14 protein-coding genes are annotated in these 16,990 nt (G+C 59.3%); 12 read left to right on the forward strand and 2 right to left on the reverse strand.

Translation table 11 applies throughout. From position 1 onward, the window contains the following. Positions 1-41: 41 nt before the first annotated feature. On the forward strand, positions 42-2,465 hold the full coding sequence (locus tag DHN60_RS11625; protein ID WP_108837467.1) for an ATP-dependent helicase: 2,424 nt from the start codon (positions 42-44) through the stop codon (positions 2,463-2,465). Positions 2,466-3,117: 652 nt separating this feature from the next. Here DHN60_RS11625 and DHN60_RS11635 read toward each other — a convergent pair. Further along, positions 3,118-3,351: a DUF1127 domain-containing protein gene (locus DHN60_RS11635; protein WP_108837552.1), complete on the reverse strand. Its 234-nt coding sequence runs from the start codon at positions 3,349-3,351 to the stop codon at positions 3,118-3,120. A gap of 225 nt (positions 3,352-3,576) precedes the next feature. Here DHN60_RS11635 and DHN60_RS11640 point away from each other — a divergent pair, with 225 nt between their 5' ends. The 11 genes from DHN60_RS11640 to murD all read left to right on the forward strand — a co-directional run bounded on the left by DHN60_RS11640 (position 3,577) and on the right by murD (position 15,392). Then, positions 3,577-4,650: an Mrp/NBP35 family ATP-binding protein gene (locus DHN60_RS11640; protein WP_108837469.1), complete on the forward strand. Its 1,074-nt coding sequence runs from the start codon at positions 3,577-3,579 to the stop codon at positions 4,648-4,650. A gap of 2 nt (positions 4,651-4,652) precedes the next feature. Then, entirely contained in the window at positions 4,653-4,988 is a 336-nt protein-coding gene (locus tag DHN60_RS11645) for a gamma-glutamylcyclotransferase (RefSeq protein ID WP_108837470.1), read from the forward strand. Positions 4,989-5,640: 652 nt separating this feature from the next. Further along, positions 5,641-6,132, forward strand: coding sequence for a division/cell wall cluster transcriptional repressor MraZ (mraZ, locus tag DHN60_RS11650; protein ID WP_108837471.1), 492 nt, complete (start codon positions 5,641-5,643; stop codon positions 6,130-6,132). A 28-nt stretch (positions 6,133-6,160) separates the two neighbouring features. After that, the gene (gene rsmH / locus DHN60_RS11655; RefSeq protein WP_108837472.1) at positions 6,161-7,123 is read left to right on the forward strand and encodes a 16S rRNA (cytosine(1402)-N(4))-methyltransferase RsmH; all 963 of its coding nucleotides are present in this window, start codon (positions 6,161-6,163) and stop codon (positions 7,121-7,123) included. Beyond that, positions 7,123-7,479, forward strand: a complete 357-nt coding sequence (locus tag DHN60_RS11660; RefSeq protein ID WP_108837553.1) for a cell division protein FtsL — start codon at positions 7,123-7,125, stop codon at positions 7,477-7,479. The genes rsmH and DHN60_RS11660 overlap by 1 nt, the downstream gene beginning before the upstream one ends. Further along, positions 7,476-9,263: a penicillin-binding protein 2 gene (locus DHN60_RS11665; protein ID WP_108837473.1), complete on the forward strand. Its 1,788-nt coding sequence runs from the start codon at positions 7,476-7,478 to the stop codon at positions 9,261-9,263. The genes DHN60_RS11660 and DHN60_RS11665 overlap by 4 nt, the downstream gene beginning before the upstream one ends. A gap of 16 nt (positions 9,264-9,279) precedes the next feature. Further along, a complete protein-coding gene (locus DHN60_RS11670; protein WP_108837474.1) occupies positions 9,280-10,755 on the forward strand; it encodes a UDP-N-acetylmuramoyl-L-alanyl-D-glutamate--2,6-diaminopimelate ligase in 1,476 nt (491 codons plus the stop codon). Then, entirely contained in the window at positions 10,752-12,200 is a 1,449-nt protein-coding gene (murF, locus tag DHN60_RS11675) for a UDP-N-acetylmuramoyl-tripeptide--D-alanyl-D-alanine ligase (protein WP_108837475.1), read from the forward strand. The genes DHN60_RS11670 and murF overlap by 4 nt, the downstream gene beginning before the upstream one ends. Before the next feature lie 12 nt (positions 12,201-12,212). Continuing rightward, positions 12,213-13,295 carry a phospho-N-acetylmuramoyl-pentapeptide-transferase gene (gene mraY / locus DHN60_RS11680; protein ID WP_108837476.1) on the forward strand — a complete coding sequence of 361 codons (1,083 nt, stop codon included), beginning with the start codon at positions 12,213-12,215 and terminating at the stop codon, positions 13,293-13,295. Positions 13,296-13,436: 141 nt separating this feature from the next. Then, positions 13,437-13,856, forward strand: a complete 420-nt coding sequence (locus tag DHN60_RS11685; protein WP_108837477.1) for a hypothetical protein — start codon at positions 13,437-13,439, stop codon at positions 13,854-13,856. Positions 13,857-13,988: 132 nt separating this feature from the next. Continuing rightward, positions 13,989-15,392: a UDP-N-acetylmuramoyl-L-alanine--D-glutamate ligase gene (gene murD / locus DHN60_RS11690; protein WP_108837478.1), complete on the forward strand. Its 1,404-nt coding sequence runs from the start codon at positions 13,989-13,991 to the stop codon at positions 15,390-15,392. Positions 15,393-15,706: 314 nt separating this feature from the next. Here the strand turns inward: murD and DHN60_RS11700 are convergent, their stop codons facing one another. Next, positions 15,707-16,882, reverse strand: coding sequence for an NAD(P)/FAD-dependent oxidoreductase (locus tag DHN60_RS11700; RefSeq protein ID WP_108837480.1), 1,176 nt, complete (start codon positions 16,880-16,882; stop codon positions 15,707-15,709). Between the last annotated feature and the right edge of the window lie 108 nt (positions 16,883-16,990).

Genomic DNA, 16,990 nt, shown 5'->3' on the forward strand with positions numbered 1-16,990 from the left:
GCGGCTTTCCCTTTTTTCAGGAGCAAGATAGATTGTGGCCCATGAGCAGCTATGATGAATTCGACGCCTTCGAAGGCGCATCCCTGTCCGCGCGCGCCATGGCTGCGCGCCCTCAACCTTATCTTGATGGGTTGAACCCCGCTCAACGTGAGGCGGTGGAAAAGGTTGACGGACCTGTGCTGATGCTGGCCGGCGCCGGAACAGGCAAAACGCGGGCGCTGACCGCGCGTATTGTGCATTTGCTGAACACAGGGCGCGCGCGACCCAACGAAATTCTTGCCGTGACCTTCACCAACAAGGCCGCCCGCGAGATGAAAAACCGTGTTGGTTCTATGCTTGGTGGCCAAATCGAGGGTGTGCCGTGGCTGGGCACATTCCATTCGATCTGTGTAAAGCTGCTGCGTCGTCATGCGGAGTTGGCGGGTCTGAAGTCGAACTTCACCATTCTGGACATGGACGACCAAATCCGCCTGATGAAACAGCTGATCCGAGCGGCCAACATTGACGACAAAAGGTGGCCTGCGCGGCAACTGGCCAACATCATCGATGGGTGGAAGAACAAGGCGCTGACGCCGGATAAGGTGCCTGCGTCGGACGGCGGGGCGTACAACCACAAGGGCGTCGAACTTTACGCCCAGTATCAGGCGCGTTTGAAAGAGCTGAACGCCTGCGATTTCGGCGACCTGCTTTTGCACATGGTCACCATTTTTCAGGATCACTCTGACGTTCTGGCGCAGTATCAGCGCTGGTTCGCATACATCCTCGTGGACGAGTATCAGGATACCAACGTTGCTCAGTACCTGTGGCTGCGCTTGCTCGCTCAAGGGCATAAGAACATCTGTTGTGTGGGCGATGACGACCAATCGATTTATGGCTGGCGCGGGGCCGAAGTGGGGAACATCCTGCGGTTTGAAAAGGATTTTCCCGGTGCGCATGTGGTGCGTCTTGAGCAGAACTACCGCTCGACCCCGCATATTCTGGGGGCTGCGTCGGGCGTGATTGCGGGCAATGAGGATCGGCTGGGCAAGACGTTGTGGACCGACAAGGACGACGGCGAAAAGGTTCGTTTGATCGGCCATTGGGATGGCGAGGAAGAGGCCCGCTGGATCGGTGATGAGATTGAGGCGAGCCAACGTGGCACGCGCGGAATGGACCCGGTGAACCCTGACAACATGGCGATCCTTGTTCGCGCCTCCCACCAAATGCGCGCCTTTGAAGATCGGTTTCTGACCATCGGATTGCCCTATCGTGTCATCGGTGGGCCTCGGTTCTATGAGCGCCTCGAAATCCGGGACGCGATGGCCTATTTCCGCGTTGTGGTCAGCCCTGAGGATGATCTGGCCTTTGAGCGGATTGTGAACACGCCTAAGCGGGGACTTGGTGACAAGGCACAACAGACCATTCAGGTGGCTGCGCGCGCAAACGGCGTGTCACTGGTTGAAGGTGCGCGGTTGGCGGTTGATCAAGGATTGATCAAGGGCAAGGGCGGCAACGAACTGCGCAGCCTTGTTGATGGGATCGCCCGGTGGAACAGCAAATTGCGGGGGCCACGGATCGAAGTTGTCGAGGATGACTCTGTAGTCGACGAGGGGCTTGCGCCTTTGCGCACGGAATACGGACCGCCTCCGATCAGCCATGTGGAACTGGCCGAGGTGATTCTGGATGAAAGCGGCTATACGGCCCATTGGCAGAACGACAAGACACCCGAAGCACCTGGGCGGCTGGAAAACCTCAAAGAACTGGTCAAAGCGTTGGAAGGCTTTGAAAATCTGCAAGGGTTCCTCGAACACGTATCGCTGATCATGGACAACGAACAGGACGACGCGGGCGCCAAAGTGTCGATCATGACCCTCCACGCGGCCAAGGGGCTGGAATTCCCCATGGTGTTTCTTCCCGGTTGGGAAGACGGTCTGTTCCCCTCTCAGCGCAGTATGGATGAGAGCGGAATCAAGGGGTTAGAAGAAGAACGTCGTCTGGCCTATGTCGGTATCACGCGGGCCGAAGAGGTTTGTACGATTTCCTTTGCCGCCAATCGCCGAGTGTTTGGGCAATGGCAGTCCTCGCTGCCTTCTCGTTTTATCGATGAGTTGCCCGAGGCGCACGTGGATGTCCTGACCCCACCGGGGCTTTATGGCGGCGGGTACGGGGCGGCGGCCCCCACAATGGAATCTAACCTGCATCAGGCGGCGGCTGAGGCGAATGTTTACAACTCGCCCGGATGGAAGCGCCTGCAAGCCCGCGCGAACACGCGGCCCATTTCGCAACCCAAGGAAAGCCGCAACACGGTGATCGACCTGACTGCGGTATCGAGTTTCACCATGGGCGAGCGGGTGTTTCATCAGAAGTTCGGTTATGGCGCGGTTGTGGGGATCGAAGGGGACAAACTGGAGATCGACTTTGAGAAGGCTGGCGTAAAGAAGGTTGTCTCGCGGTTTATCTCAGGCTGCGACGACATTCCGTTTTAACCGTTGCGATCACGCATGTGATCGCAACGAGTGGCAAGGACTGCTTTTTTTAAAAGCTGTCGGCCACACGGTCGATCCCTAGAGTGCTAAACCTCGGTTCACGCATGTGATCGCAACGAGTGGCAAGGACTGCTTTTTTTAAAAGCTGTCGGCCACACGGTCGATCCCTAGAGTGCTAAACCTCGGATCACGCCTGTGATTGCAACGAGTGGCAAGGATTGCTTTTTTATAAAAAACCGTCAGCCACGCAGTCGATCTCTATAGTGCTGAGGCTCGATCGCGCATTTGATCCTGAATTGAAAAACGGCGACCCTTGGGAGGAAGGGCCGCCGTCTCTACGCCATCATGTGTACAGTCAGGGAGGAGGAAGACCGAACCCATGATGTGTCGCGCTGCACCTTTTTAGATGCGTATTTTTTGGTGCGGCGACCCCTGGGAGGAGGTAGGGGCCGCCGCTCTTACAACACCACTCAGGTCAGGGAGGAGGAAAGACCGTTCGCGGTGTATCTTGTCGCACACATATGCGCTGTTTTTATCAATGCACCCCTTGAGGTGCTAAGAAAAAGGTGCGGCGACCCTCGGGAGGAGGTGAGAGCCGCCGCCAATCTCAGATGCCCCAGGGAGGAGGAGAGGGACACCTGATCCTTTGCGCTCAGTCGACTTTCGCCTTCTCAGCTGCTTCCCATGCGAGGCGCTTGATTTCTGAGCGATGTATGCCCAGATCCGCCAGATCGCGATTGCCCAGAGCGGAGAGTTCGCCGAGCGTTGTTTTGTAAATGCGGCGCTTTGCATGACGTGCTGCCGCAGTGTGAAAATAGTCTGCAATCGTTTCAAAGGTCCGTTCGACCAGATCGCTGCGTCGTGTTATTTCGTTGTAATAGGCCATGTTCATTTGCCTTTCGCTCGTTTCGTTAGCTCTAACATATGCCAATGCTGCACGTGCACAATGGCCACCTTTTCAATGCCGCTATGCAGCAATTGCATAGGGTAAGTGTTTAAAAACTGGGCAGTGCGCACAGCCTTTTGGCGCTTTCTAGGGTATGGACGCGACCCCTTTGCTCTTGCGGCAATTTCTGCCAGTTAATGCAGCGAACCAGCGGAGAAATGCACCATGGCGATAACCAAAGATGACATCCTGTCCGCCTTGCGTCGGATCGCAATGCCGGACGGCGGCGATCTGGTGGACCGCGATTTGATTCGTGCGGTTCAGGTGCAGGGCGCAGAGGTGCAATTCATCATTGAAGCACCCAGCCCCGAACTCGCCGCACGCATGGAGCCCGTGCGTGCCGCAGCCGAGGCGGCCGTCAAGAACCTGCCCGGTGTTGAGAAAGTGCGCGTCGCCCTGACGGCTCACGGCCCGGCGCCCAAACCGCCCGCTCCTCCCAGTCTTAAGGTTGGGGGTCATCCCAAACCGCAAGAGGGCCCGACAAAGCCTGCGGGTGTACAGCGCATACTGGCCATCGGATCGGGAAAGGGCGGGGTAGGTAAGTCGACCGTGTCATCCAACCTTGCAGTCGCCTTGGCGCGAGCAGGCCGCAAGGTCGGACTGCTGGATGCGGATATATATGGTCCCTCCCAGCCCCGGATGATGGGCGTGAACAAACGCCCCGCCTCTCCGGATGGCAAAACGATTATCCCTCTGCACGCCCATGGTGTGACGCTGATGTCCATCGGCTTCATGATGGAAGAGGGCAAAGCAGTTGTTTGGCGCGGGCCGATGCTGATGGGCGCGCTCCAGCAGATGCTGGGGCAAGTGGAATGGGGCGAGCTGGATGTATTGATCGTCGATTTGCCGCCGGGGACGGGGGATGTGCAATTGACGCTGTGCACCAAATCAGAGCTGAGCGGGGCGATCGTCGTGAGTACGCCGCAGGATGTTGCCCTGATCGATGCCCGAAAAGCATTGGACATGTTTGCCACTCTTAAGACACCAGTGCTTGGCCTGATCGAGAACATGTCGATGTTTGTCTGTCCGGATTGCGGGGCCGAGCACCAGATCTTTGGGCAGGGCGGGGTTGCGGCGGAAGCGGACAAAATGGGTGTTCCCTTGCTGGGGGCCTTGCCCATTGATCTTGAAACGCGCCTTGCAGGCGACGGTGGGACACCCGTGGCCGCCGGTGACGGACCAATGGCGCAAGCCTATGCGCGCATAGCCGAAGGTCTGATCAAGGGCGGGATGGCTTGAGTGTGGCCGATCCCGCGATTTGTCTGGCCACCTACGGCACCTTGGCGCCGGGACGGGCAAACGCCCATCAGCTGGAGGAGTTAAAGGGACACTGGTCGCTTGGCATTGTACGCGGTCATTTGAAAGAAGCGGGGTGGGGCGCGCAGATGGGCTATCCCGGTTTGATCCTTGATCCGGAGGGTGATGCTGTCGAAGCGAAACTGTTCCATTCCACGGACCTGCCTGGTCACTGGGCGCGTCTGGATGCGTTCGAGGGGCCGGGATATGCGCGCGTCGCGGTTTCGGTTGAGTCCGATGCCGGGCCAATACTTGCCTATATATACGCATTGGCTTCTTAACGCCGAACCGACCGGATCATGGGATTGTATTGTCCTGCTTGTGGGAATGCGTGGGAATTGGCCTCAAATGGTGCGCGATTCGAATCATTTCCTCCAGATTCGCGAGTATTTTTTTCTTTTGTGGCGAGAACGTAAATAGAACATTGCGTTCAGTGATCTGGAAATATCATTTTTCTGGGATTTTATGGGCTAAAAGCGATCCAACCAATGCGACACTATATGTTGTGTGCGTGATGTTGGGAGTCACATGATGGGCGCCATTTCGGCGACATTTCTCCACTACATGTTGTTTTTCAACACCTCTGTTCACAGGGTATAGGGTTCACTGGTCACAAAAAACTATTGTTTCCCATCAATTCCCATGGCATCCCTAATGCATCAGATGAGAACGAGCCCGGGGCACCAAACGACCCCAAGCAAACAAAAAACTCTAGCAGGTTTCATACAGGCACCTCGCTTTCATCAGACCAAGAGATCCGGCGCGCGAGCGAGCAGACATCCCCCCAGGTGGCGCGCGCAGCTGGACATCCCGCGAGACGGGACGAGGGCGGCGGGTTGATCAGTGGCAGCAGATCAACCCGCCGTTTCCATTTCAAGACACTGGGGAACGATTTGAGCGCGGGGGCGCAAAGGAAAAGGGACGGGCCAACAGATGGCACGCAGGTTCAGAGGCGAAAGCGACCACAAGGTGGACGCAAAGGGGCGGGTGTCTATCCCGGCCTCGTTTCGTCGTGTAATCGAAGCCGCTGATCCCGACTGGACCGAAGGTCTGCCGCCGCGCATCATCATTGTCTATGGGGGCGACACCCGCACCTACCTCGAAGGGTTCACCGTCGAGGCCATGGATGAGGTGGACGACAAAATCTCTCTCCATCCGCGTGGATCGGCCAAACGTAAGGCTATGGAGCGCCTCTATAGCGCACAATCCATCGAAACGGTTGTCGATGAGACGGGCCGCATCGTCTTGCCCGCCAAGTTGCGGGACAAGATTGGTCTGGATGGCATGGCCCGTTTTGTGTCTTCCGGAGATACCTTCGAGATTTGGAAGCCCGAGGCTTACGATGCCAGCATCGCAGCCCTTGATGACGACGGATATGACCCGGATGTCGATCCGTCGGTCTATTTGGACGGGGATCTCGCATAACATGTCGGTCTCAGTGAGCGTATAAGGGATGACCGGGGGGCCACATATACCAGTTCTGATCGATGCGATCTTGGCACATTGCGCGCCGATCGAAGGGACATGGTTGGATGGTACGTTCGGAGCGGGCGGCTATACCAGGGCACTTTTGGACGGCGGCGCCGATACAGTCATCGCGGTTGATCGTGACCCGTTGGCCTTCGAAATGGCCGCTGATTGGGCCGCCGGTTATGGATCGCGACTTCGGATGCAGCCCGGTGTGTTTTCAAAACTAGATGAGTATGGGGCAGGCCTTGATGGTGTTGTGCTGGATCTGGGCGTCAGTTCCATGCAGCTTGATCAGGCCGCACGTGGTTTTTCCTTTCAAAAGGACGGACCGCTCGACATGCGGATGAGCCAGGATGGGCCCACAGCCGCCGATATCGTCAACCAAGCGGACGAGGGCGTGCTGGCCGACATCCTGTTTCACTACGGCGAAGAGCGCGCCAGTCGCCGCATCGCGCGCGCAATAATCATGGCCCGCCCTATCACTACAACGTTGGAGCTCGCGGGTATCGTCGAAAAGTGCCTGCCACGCCCCAAGCCTGGACAGTCGCACCCCGCCACACGCAGCTTTCAGGCGCTGCGCATTGCCGTAAACAATGAATATGACGAACTTTATCAGGGCCTTATGGCGGCCGAACGCGCCTTGAAACCCGGCGGTAAACTGGCCGTGGTTACCTTCCATTCCGTCGAGGACCGTATGGTCAAACGGTTTCTCACAGCGCGCGGCGGGCGCAGTGCCAATGCCAACCGCTATGCGCCTGAAACGGTGCAAGAGGCGGCCCAGTTCACCGTTAAAAGCCGCAAAGCCATTGGCCCGGATGCAACTGAACTGGCTGCAAACCCACGCAGCCGTTCGGCCAAATTGCGCGTGGGTATCCGCACTGACGCACCCGCCGGGATCATCGACGCCAAATCCATCAGTATGCCGCAGATCAAAGGGGGGATATGATGCGCAGTGTCCTTTACGTTCTCACAACGCTGGCAGTCATCGGGCTGGCCTTTTGGGCCTACCGCGAAAACTACGCCACGCAGGATTCGCTGGCCCAGACAGATCAGCTACACCGCGACATTCGTGCAGCCCATGCCCGTTTGGCCGTGCTCAAGGCAGAATGGGCCTATCTCAATCGCCCCGATCGTTTGCGCGATCTGGCGGACATCAACTTTGATCGCCTTGGTTTGTTGCCTTTCCGCCCTGACCAGTTCGGACGCGTAGACGAGGTGGCCTATCCCGCCCCACCACTTCTGGACATAACAAACAGCATTGAAGTGTCTGGCACTCTGCCAGTCGTGGAGGTTTCAGAATGACCCGCACCCCTCTGCGCCCGCTTGCCCGTATCCTGCCGGCCCGTGCCGCCGGGCATAGCCCTGATGAGATTGAGCGTGAAAACCGAGCCGCGCGCCACGAAGAAATGCGCGACACCTCGCGCCAGCGTGCCGAAGGGCGATTATTGGTGCTTGGTGTGTTCTTTTTCTGCGCGTTTATGGTTGTGGGATTCCGCATGGGAATGCTGGCGACATCCGAACCTGTTGAGCCGCGCGCGAGTGCCCAAGGGGCTGCCATTTCTGCCGCTCGTGCCGACATTGTCGACCGTAAGGGCAGATTGCTTGCGACCAATTTCGAAACCCATGCGCTCTATGCCCAACCGCCGCATATGATTGACCCGATGCGGGCCGCCAAAGAACTGGCTGCAATCTTTCCTGATCTGGAAGAAAAGAAGCTGGTCAAGGATTTCACTGGCAAGCGTAAGTTCTTGTGGATACGCAAGAAAATCAGCCCAGAGCAGATGCAGGCCGTGCACGAAATCGGCGACCCGGGTCTGTTGTTTGGCCCCCGCGAGATGCGACTTTATCCCAATGGTTCGCTTGCTGCTCATGTGATGGGTGGAGCATCCTTTGGCAAGGAAGGCGTGCACGCCGCCGAAGTGATAGGCGTAGCAGGTGTCGAAAAGCACTTTGATGATTACCTGCGCGACCCCGCAAACGGGCAGCGCCCTCTCAAATTGTCCCTCGATTTGACCGTGCAGGCCGCAGCTGAACGTGTCCTCTATGGTGGCATGAAAATCATGAACGCCAAGGGCGCGACTTCCATTCTGATGGACGTGCACACGGGCGAGGTGGTGTCGGTCGTCTCCCTGCCAGATTTTGACCCCAACAACCGGCCCCGCCCGGCGACCTCGGGGGATCAGTCAGACAGCCCGCTGTTTAACCGCTCGGTGCAAGGGGTGTACGAGTTGGGTTCGACCTTCAAGATTTTCACGGCAGCGCAAGCTGTCGATCTGGGCCTTGTGTCTCCCGATACGGTAATCGACACCAAAGGACCAATGCGCGTTGGCGGCTTTCCCATCGGTGAGTTCCGCAACAAGAACTATGGCAAGCTGACAGTGTCCGACATCATCGTCAAATCCTCGAACCGGGGTACGGGCCGCATGGCATTGGACATCGGGGTCAAACGCCAGCAGGAGTTCCTGAAATCGCTTGGCTTTTTTGAGGCAACCCCGTTCGAGATTGTTGAAGCGCGCACAGGCAAACCGCTATTGCCCAAACGCTGGACTGATCTGAGCGCTGTTACCGTGAGCTATGGGCATGGTTTGTCCACGTCCCCCATGCATCTGGCCGCTGGGTATGCGGCCATCGCAAACGGGGGGTACACGGTTGCTCCGACGATCCTGAAACAGAACGGCCCCCGTCTGGGCAAGCGCGTGATGAGTGAGTCCTCTGCCAAGGCGGCCCGCGACATGTTGCGGGCGGTGGTGACCACCGGCACAGCGAGCATGGGCGAAGTGCCCGGTTACGCGGTGGGCGGCAAGACTGGAACCGCAGACAAGCCTAAGCCCAACGGCGGGTATTACGAGGATAAGGTCATCGCGACCTTTGCCACGATCTTTCCTGCTCACGATCCCAAATACGTGCTGATCGTGACGCTGGATGAACCGGTGGAGACAAGCGGCGACAAACCACGCCGTACGGCAGGTTGGACAGCGGTGCCCGTCGCGGCCGAGATGATCGGGCGCATTGCTCCGCTGCTGGGCCTGCGTCCGGGCGTTGAACCCCGCTCTTTGACTGATATAACGCTCACAAGCAGCAACTGAGCCAAAAGGCCAAACAATGGGCGCGCAGGCACGACCACTTTCATCCTTGGGCCTGACCGCGCTTGGCGGTGCCAATCCGAACGTTTCCGGATTGGCCGTGGACAGCCGCGAGGTAAAGGCCGGCACCCTGTTTGCCGCCATGCCGGGCAGCCGCGTACACGGGGCGGAATTCATTCAATATGCCGTGCGGATGGGTGCAGTCGCTGTGTTGACCGATCGCGCCGGGGCCGAGATTGCCTCTGATCATCTCGACGGGATCGCGGTGGTGTTGGCCGACGACCCACGCGCCACCCTGTCACGCACCGCCGCCCTTTGGTTCGGCGGGCAGCCTGACACGATGGTTGCTGTCACAGGGACCAATGGAAAAACCTCCGTTGCCACGTTCGTGCGCCAGATCTGGATCGAATTGGAACTTGCCGCCGTCAATCTCGGGACAACTGGGGTGGAGGGCGCATGGACCGCCCCCTTGGCGCATACGACGCCGGAACCCATCACGCTGCACCGCATTCTGGCCGAGGCGCGCGACAATGGCATCACCCACGCGGCCATGGAGGCCTCGTCGCACGGGCTCGATCAACGCCGTCTGGACGGTGTGACACTGACCGCAGCAGGCTTTACGAATTTCACCCAGGATCACCTCGACTACCACCACACGTTCGAGGCGTATTTTGACGCCAAGGCTGGCCTGTTTGCCCGTGTTTTGCCCGAAGACGGCACCGCCGTGATCAACATGGACGACCCGCGCGGTGTGGATATGGCCGCGATTGCGCGTGCTCGGGGCCAAAAGGTTCTGAGTGTAGGGCGCGATGGGGGTGATCTGCATCTCTCTGCGCAGCGCTTTGAGAGCACCGGGCAGGATGTCCGCTTTGACTATGCAGGCAAAGCCTTCACCGCGCGCCTGCCTCTCATCGGTGGCTTTCAAGCGGACAACGTGATGCTGGCATGTGGCCTTGTCATCGCCTGTGGCGCTGAACCTGCCCATGTGTTTGAAACCCTGCCGCATCTTGGCACCGTTCGGGGGCGTATGCAGCTTGCCGCCACGCGCGAGAACGGAGCGGCCGTTTTTGTGGATTACGCCCACACGCCGGATGCTGTTGCCACTGCGCTGTCCGCAATGCGCCCACATGTGATGGGGCGGCTAATCGCAGTGATTGGGGCAGGCGGGGACAGGGATGCAGGCAAACGCCCGTTGATGGGGCAGGCGGCAGCACAAAACGCCGACGTCGTGTTTGTAACAGATGACAACCCGCGCTCAGAAGACCCCGCAACCATCCGCGCTGCGGTGATGGAGGGGTGCCCTGAGGCCCACGAGGTCGGCGACCGGGCCGAGGCAATCCTGCGCGCGGTTGACGCTCTTGGCCCCGGTGATGCTTTGCTGATCGCGGGCAAGGGACACGAGACAGGACAAATTGTGGGCGATGACATCCTGCCCTTTGATGATGCCGAACAGGCCAGCGTGGCCGTGGCTGCCTTGGAAGGAAGACTGACGTGACGCTATGGACTGCCAGCGACGCCGCCGCTGCAACGGGTGGGCAAGCCACAACAGACTGGACGGCCACAGGCGTGTCCATCGATACCCGCACGTTGGAACCGGGTGATCTGTTCGTCGCTCTGCAAGCGGCACGGGACGGGCATGACTTTGTGGCGCAGGCGCTGGAAAAAGGCGCCGCCGCCGCTCTTGTCACACAGGTGCCGGAGGGTGTGGCCCCTGACGCGCCCTTGCTGATTGTCGCGGATGTTTTGCAAGGTCTGGAGGCGCTTGGCGCTGCCGCCCGCGCGCGCACCGATGCCCGTGTGGTCGCAATCACCGGATCGGTTGGCAAAACCTCGACCAAGGAAATGTTGCGCGCGATGCTTGGCGATCAGGGGCGAACGCATGCCTCGGTGGCCAGCTATAACAACCACTGGGGTGTGCCGCTGACACTGGCGCGGATGCCGGCAGATACGGAATACGCGGTGATCGAAATCGGGATGAACCATCCCGGAGAGATTGCGCCCTTGGCAAAGTTGGCCCGGCCCCACGTGGCAATGATCACAACCGTCGCCGCCGCCCATCTAGAAGCCTTTGAGAACATCGAAGGCATCGCGCTGGAAAAGGCATCCATCATTGAAGGGCTTGAATACGGGGGCACCGCAATCCTGAACAACGACTGTTCGACCGCTGCAATCCTGCAATCCAAGGCTCATGACATGAAGCGGCGCGACATTGGCTTTGGCGAACACGGTTTTGATTTCGTTCTGAAATCTGTCGATCTGGGGCGCGAAGTTACGGTGGTGCAGGCGACCGCCCACGAGGCACCGCTATTGTTCAAGATCGGGGCCGTGGGAAAACACTTTGCCATGAACGGTCTCGGAGCGCTGGCGGCAGCAGAGGCGCTTGGCGCGGATCTTGCGCTCGCGGCCCAATCACTGGGCCGTTGGTCGCCCTATCAGGGTCGGGGCGCACGCGAAGTCATCGCGCTCGATGCCGTGGATACCCAAATGACGCTTGAGTTGATTGACGACAGCTACAACGCCAATCCAACGTCGATGGAGGCCGCCCTTGGTGTTTTAGCCGCGGCAGAAGTTACCAACGACATTGGCCGGGTAAGCAAGGGACGGCGGATCGCCTTTGTCGGTGACATGAAGGAATTGGGGCCAACCGGGCCCGAACTGCACGCGGCTCTTGCGGACCTCGATGCGATGGAGGCGATCGACACTGTCCACTGCGTTGGTCCTTTGATGCAACACCTGCACGACGCACTTCCGGCTTCGAAACAAGGCCTTTGGACAGAAACGTCTCAGGACTTGGCCGCCCAGGTCGCACGCCGTCTCGACAGCGGCGACGTGGTGCTGGTCAAGGGGTCTCTCAGCATGAAATTGGCCGTGATCGTTGACGCGATCCGCAAAATGGGCCATCCGGGGACTGAGGGCGCAGACCCACAAGATAATGTGTAAGGCGAGGCGAGAATGCTCTATTGGTTGACAGCACTGTCGGATGGGGGCGATTTTTTCAACCTGTTCCGCTACATCACCTTCCGGGCCGGCGGCGCGTTCATGACTGCGCTGGTCTTTGGGTTCATGTTCGGTAAGCCTCTGATTGCGGTGTTGCGCAAGACCCAAGGCAAGGGTCAGCCGATCCGTGATGACGGCCCCGAGGGGCACTTCGTCAAGGCTGGCACGCCGACCATGGGGGGGCTGTTGATCGTGGGTGCGCTGGTAACGTCCACGCTGCTTTGGGCGCGGTTGGACAATCCGTTTGTGTGGATTGTTTTGGGCGTGACGCTCGCTTTCGGGTTGATCGGATTTGCGGACGACTATGCAAAAGTATCGAAACAAAACACGGCTGGGGTGCCGGGCCGCGTCCGGCTGTTGCTTGGGTTTTTGATTGCGGCCATTGCGGCCTATTTTGCGGCCGTCGCGCATCCAGAGGGGCTGCAGAACCAATTGGCCGTGCCGGTGTTCAAGGATGTGCTGATCAACCTCGGGCTTTTGTTCATCCCCTTTTCGGTCATTGTGATTGTGGGCTCTGCGAATGCGGTGAACCTCACGGACGGGCTCGACGGATTGGCGATTATGCCGGTGATGATCGCGGCGGCAACTCTCGGCGTCATCGCCTACTTTGTGGGGCGGGTCGACTTCACCGAAGATCTGGGTCTGCACTATGTCCCCGGAACGGGCGAATTGCTGATCTTTACGATGGGGATCATCGGCGGGGGCTTGGGCTTTTTGTGGTACAACGCTCCTCCGGCGGCGGTCTTTATGGGGGATACTGGCTCGTTGGCTTTGGGCGGCGCGTTGGGGGCCATCGCGGTGGCTTCGAAACATGAAATCGTCTTTGCCATCGTCGGCGGAATTTTCGTGGTCGAGGCGTTGTCGGTGATGATCCAGGTCCTTTATTTCAAGAAGACGGGCAAGCGGGTCTTTTTGATGGCCCCGATCCACCATCACTACGAAAAAAAGGGGTGGGCGGAGCCTCAGATTGTGATCCGATTCTGGATCATCGCGCTGATTTTGGCGATGATCGGGCTGGCCACTCTTAAAGTCCGGTAATTTTGGTGTCCCATGCTGGGACACTCTCTGCACGACTATTTTTCAAGCACTTACAGAGGCGATTTAACGCTTTGGTAAGGTTTTTGGGTTCCCGCAGGGCGGGAGGCGGGTAAGCTCGCCTTGGGGAACTGGGGTGTTTGTGTGTTTGAAACCTTAATTGCTTTTTTAACTGAGAATGCCGTTGTCCTCGGCGCAGTCGGCAGTATCGTTTTTTTGATCGGCTGGGCCTTTAGCATCATAAAGGCCCCGTTCAAACGCGACAAGCCTGTGGCCCTTGCGCCTGACACCATCCAGCAGATTGCGCAGCAACAATCGAAAAACGGCGCGGCGCTGACCACCGCAGAATTTATCCGTGTCCGTCGAGAACTGAAAGCGGACATCGAGGCGGAACTGGCCCGCGCACCGGACGCCGAAAAGGATCAGTTGCGGGCGCGCAGCATCCGCAAACGCAACAGGTCTTTGCCAATCTTGAGCGATTTCGCGCTGCGCGTGGTGGGGATGCGGCGGTATGACATCGGCCTTTCGGTCGCGCGAAGTGACGGCGTTTGGTCGGATCGTTGAAGACTTGCGCCTCTTGCAGGGGGCGGGGTTTCGTGGGACCTGTATCGCCCAAAGCGGGAGGTGCGCCATGCGGTTGGTTTTGAGACATGAAAATGCGGTGATGCGCCTGAGGTCAGCGCGAGGACTGCGCCGATGATCCCGGTGCGTGGCCTTGCGGGCAAGACTGTGGCTGTGCTTGGGCTTGGCCGCACGGGGTTGTCGGCGGCGCGTGCGCTTGAGGCGGGTGAGGCTGTGCCGCTGTGCTGGGATGACAATCCGGACGCGCGCGCAACGGCAGAGGCCGAGGGGTTTGTCTGTAAGGATCTCAAGAAACAGGGCGCGTTTGAGAATGTCGCGCGGTTGATCGTGTCGCCGGGCATTCCGCATCTTTATCCCGTTCCCAATCCGGTGGTGGTTGCCGCACTGGAGGCGGGCGTGCCTGTCGACAATGACATCGGTCTGTTCTTTCAATCCTTTGCAACGCCCGACTGGAACAATTTCGACACTGCGCCGCGGGTGATTGCCGTGACGGGGAGCAACGGGAAATCGACGACATCGGCCCTGATCCATCACATCATGGAGACCGCCAACCGGCCCTGTCAGTTGGCGGGGAACATTGGCCGTGGGGTGCTTGATATCGATCCGCCACATGATGGCGAGGTGATTGTGTTGGAGCTGTCCAGCTATCAGACTGATCTGGCCCGCAGTCTGACGCCCGATGTTGCCGTGTTCACCAACCTGAGCCCGGATCATCTGGATCGCCACGCCGGCATGGGCGGGTATTTTGCGGCCAAGCGACGCCTGTTTGCCGAAGGCGGCCCGGACCGCGCCGTTATCGGAGTGGACGAGCCGGAGGGGCGGTATCTGGCGGGCCAGTTGAGCGAAGGACCCGCGGACGACCGTGTGATCCGGGTGTCGGCCGGGACAAAGCTGGGGGGTCCGGGCTGGAACGTGTTTGTCAAAAAGGGGTTCTTGTCCGAAGTGCGCAAGGGCCGGCAGGTGGCGTCCATTGATTTACGCGAGATTGCCGGTTTGCCCGGTGCCCACAATCATCAGAATGCCTGTGCGGCCTATGCTGCTGTGCGCTCTCTTGGGATTGCGCCAAAGGTGATCGAGGCGGGCTTTCGCAGCTTTGCCGGGTTGCCCCATCGCAGCCAGACCATTGCCGAGGCTGGTGGTGTGCGGTTCGTGAACGACAGCAAGGCGACCAATGTAGACAGTGCCGCCAAAGCCTTGGCTGCCTTTCAGAATATCCGCTGGATCTGCGGTGGTTTGGAAAAAGATGGCGGGTTGGCGGCGCTGGCGGGTGCCACACAATCTGTCCGCAAGGCTTATGTGATTGGTCGAGAGGCCGCACATTTTGCGATGCAGCTGGACGTGGATGCGCAGGTTTGTGGGACAATGGAGGCCGCTGTTGCGGCCGCCATGGAAGACGCGGCGCCGGGCGACGTTGTGTTGCTGGCCCCTGCGGCGGCGAGCTTTGATCAGTATGACAGCTTTGAGCGTCGCGGTGAGGACTTTGCCGACGAAGTATTGAGGCGTCTTTCAACGGGCTGAAAGGCGGGGCTGACGTCAGACTGCCTTTGAACGGTCAGGGCGCGGTTCCCCATCGCCGCCTTGGGCCCATTCTGCGACCAAAAGGAGCGCGCTTGCGCGCGCACGACATGTTTTATGCGCTCTGACTTCTGCCTCACCAAGACAGATATCTGTCCCGCATCCGGCCCCGCCTGCGCCTTGCCTGACAGAAGGCCGCCCCCCGCCCAAGTAAAATAGCCGTATCCCCGCAAGCGGGGCCCCTCGGCGATTTTTCTTGGCCGGGCGCCCTCCATCTGTCCGTTCAGGTTCAGGCGGCGCCGGCTCCGAGACAGAGATCAGCCCTGGAGCGCGCGGGCGCTGGCCATGGCCGAGGACCACGCCCATTGGAAATTGTATCCCCCCAGCCAGCCGGTGACATCCACCGCTTCTCCGATGAAATAGAGCCCCGGTGTGGATTTGGATTCCATGGTTTTGGAGTTGAGCGTGGCGGTGTCGATGCCGCCCCGCGTCACTTCGGCGGTGCGGTAGCCTTCGGTGCCGCTGGGCGTGAGGCTCCATGCGCTGAGGCTGTTTGTGATCTGAGCGATGCGGGTGTCGGAGGCATCGCCGAGCCGGCCTTGGAGGTCGTGTTCGCCGCTGAGGTGTTCGACAAGCCGTGCAGGCAAGTGCCGCGCGAGTTCGGTTGTCAGGGCCTTTTTGCCGTCTGTTGTTCGTTTGTCTTTGAGCACCTGCGCGAGGTCTGTGTTTGGGCAGAGGTTCACGGTGATTGCCTCGCCTGCGTGCCAATAGTTGGACGCTTGCAGCACCGCCGGGCCAGAAAGACCACGGTGGGTGAAAAGGAGTGCCTCGTCAAAGGCCGGGCCGTTGGCCTGCACCCGGGCCGGGCAGGCGACGCCGGAGATTGCGGCAAAGCGGCGGTCGGGGAAGGTGAAGGGGACGAGGGCGGCCTCGGTCTCGGTCACGCGGTGCCCGAACTGTCGTGCGATGTCGTAGGCAAAGCCTGTTGCCCCCATTTTCGGGATCGATTTGCCGCCGCTTGCGATCACGGCCCGTTTGGCGGTGATGTGCTGTGTGTGTCCGTCTTTGACCAGCGTTGCTTTGAACCCATCCGGGGATTTGGCGAAATGGCTGACTTCGGTTTGCAGGTGCAGATCGACGCCTGCGTCTTGCATGAGCTTGCGCAGCATCGCCACGATGTCTTTGGCGGACACATCGCAAAACAGCTGCCCCAGCGTCTTTTCATGCCATGCGATACCATGCTGATCGACCAATGCGATGAAGTCCCATTGGGTGTAGCGCGCCAGTGCTGATTTAACGAAATGTGGGTTTTCGCTGATGAAGGCCTGTGGGTCGCAGTACATGTTTGTGAAGTTGCAGCGCCCGCCGCCTGAAATGCGGATCTTTTCCCCCGGTGCGCGCGCGTGGTCGACCACCAGCACGCGCCCCCCCGCATGGGCGGCACACATCATGCCTGCCGCACCGGCTCCGATAACTAATGTGTCGTAATCCATGACGCCCCCGTGCAGGAATGCACAGTTTGGGTCAAGGGTCGGACCTTGCCCACGCTGTCTGCAACCATAGTTCAGACGTAAACCTAGTCAAAAGACCTGGAGCCCCCA

It is taken from the genome of Tateyamaria sp. Alg231-49 (assembly GCF_900143535.1).
Lineage (GTDB): Bacteria > Pseudomonadota > Alphaproteobacteria > Rhodobacterales > Rhodobacteraceae > Tateyamaria.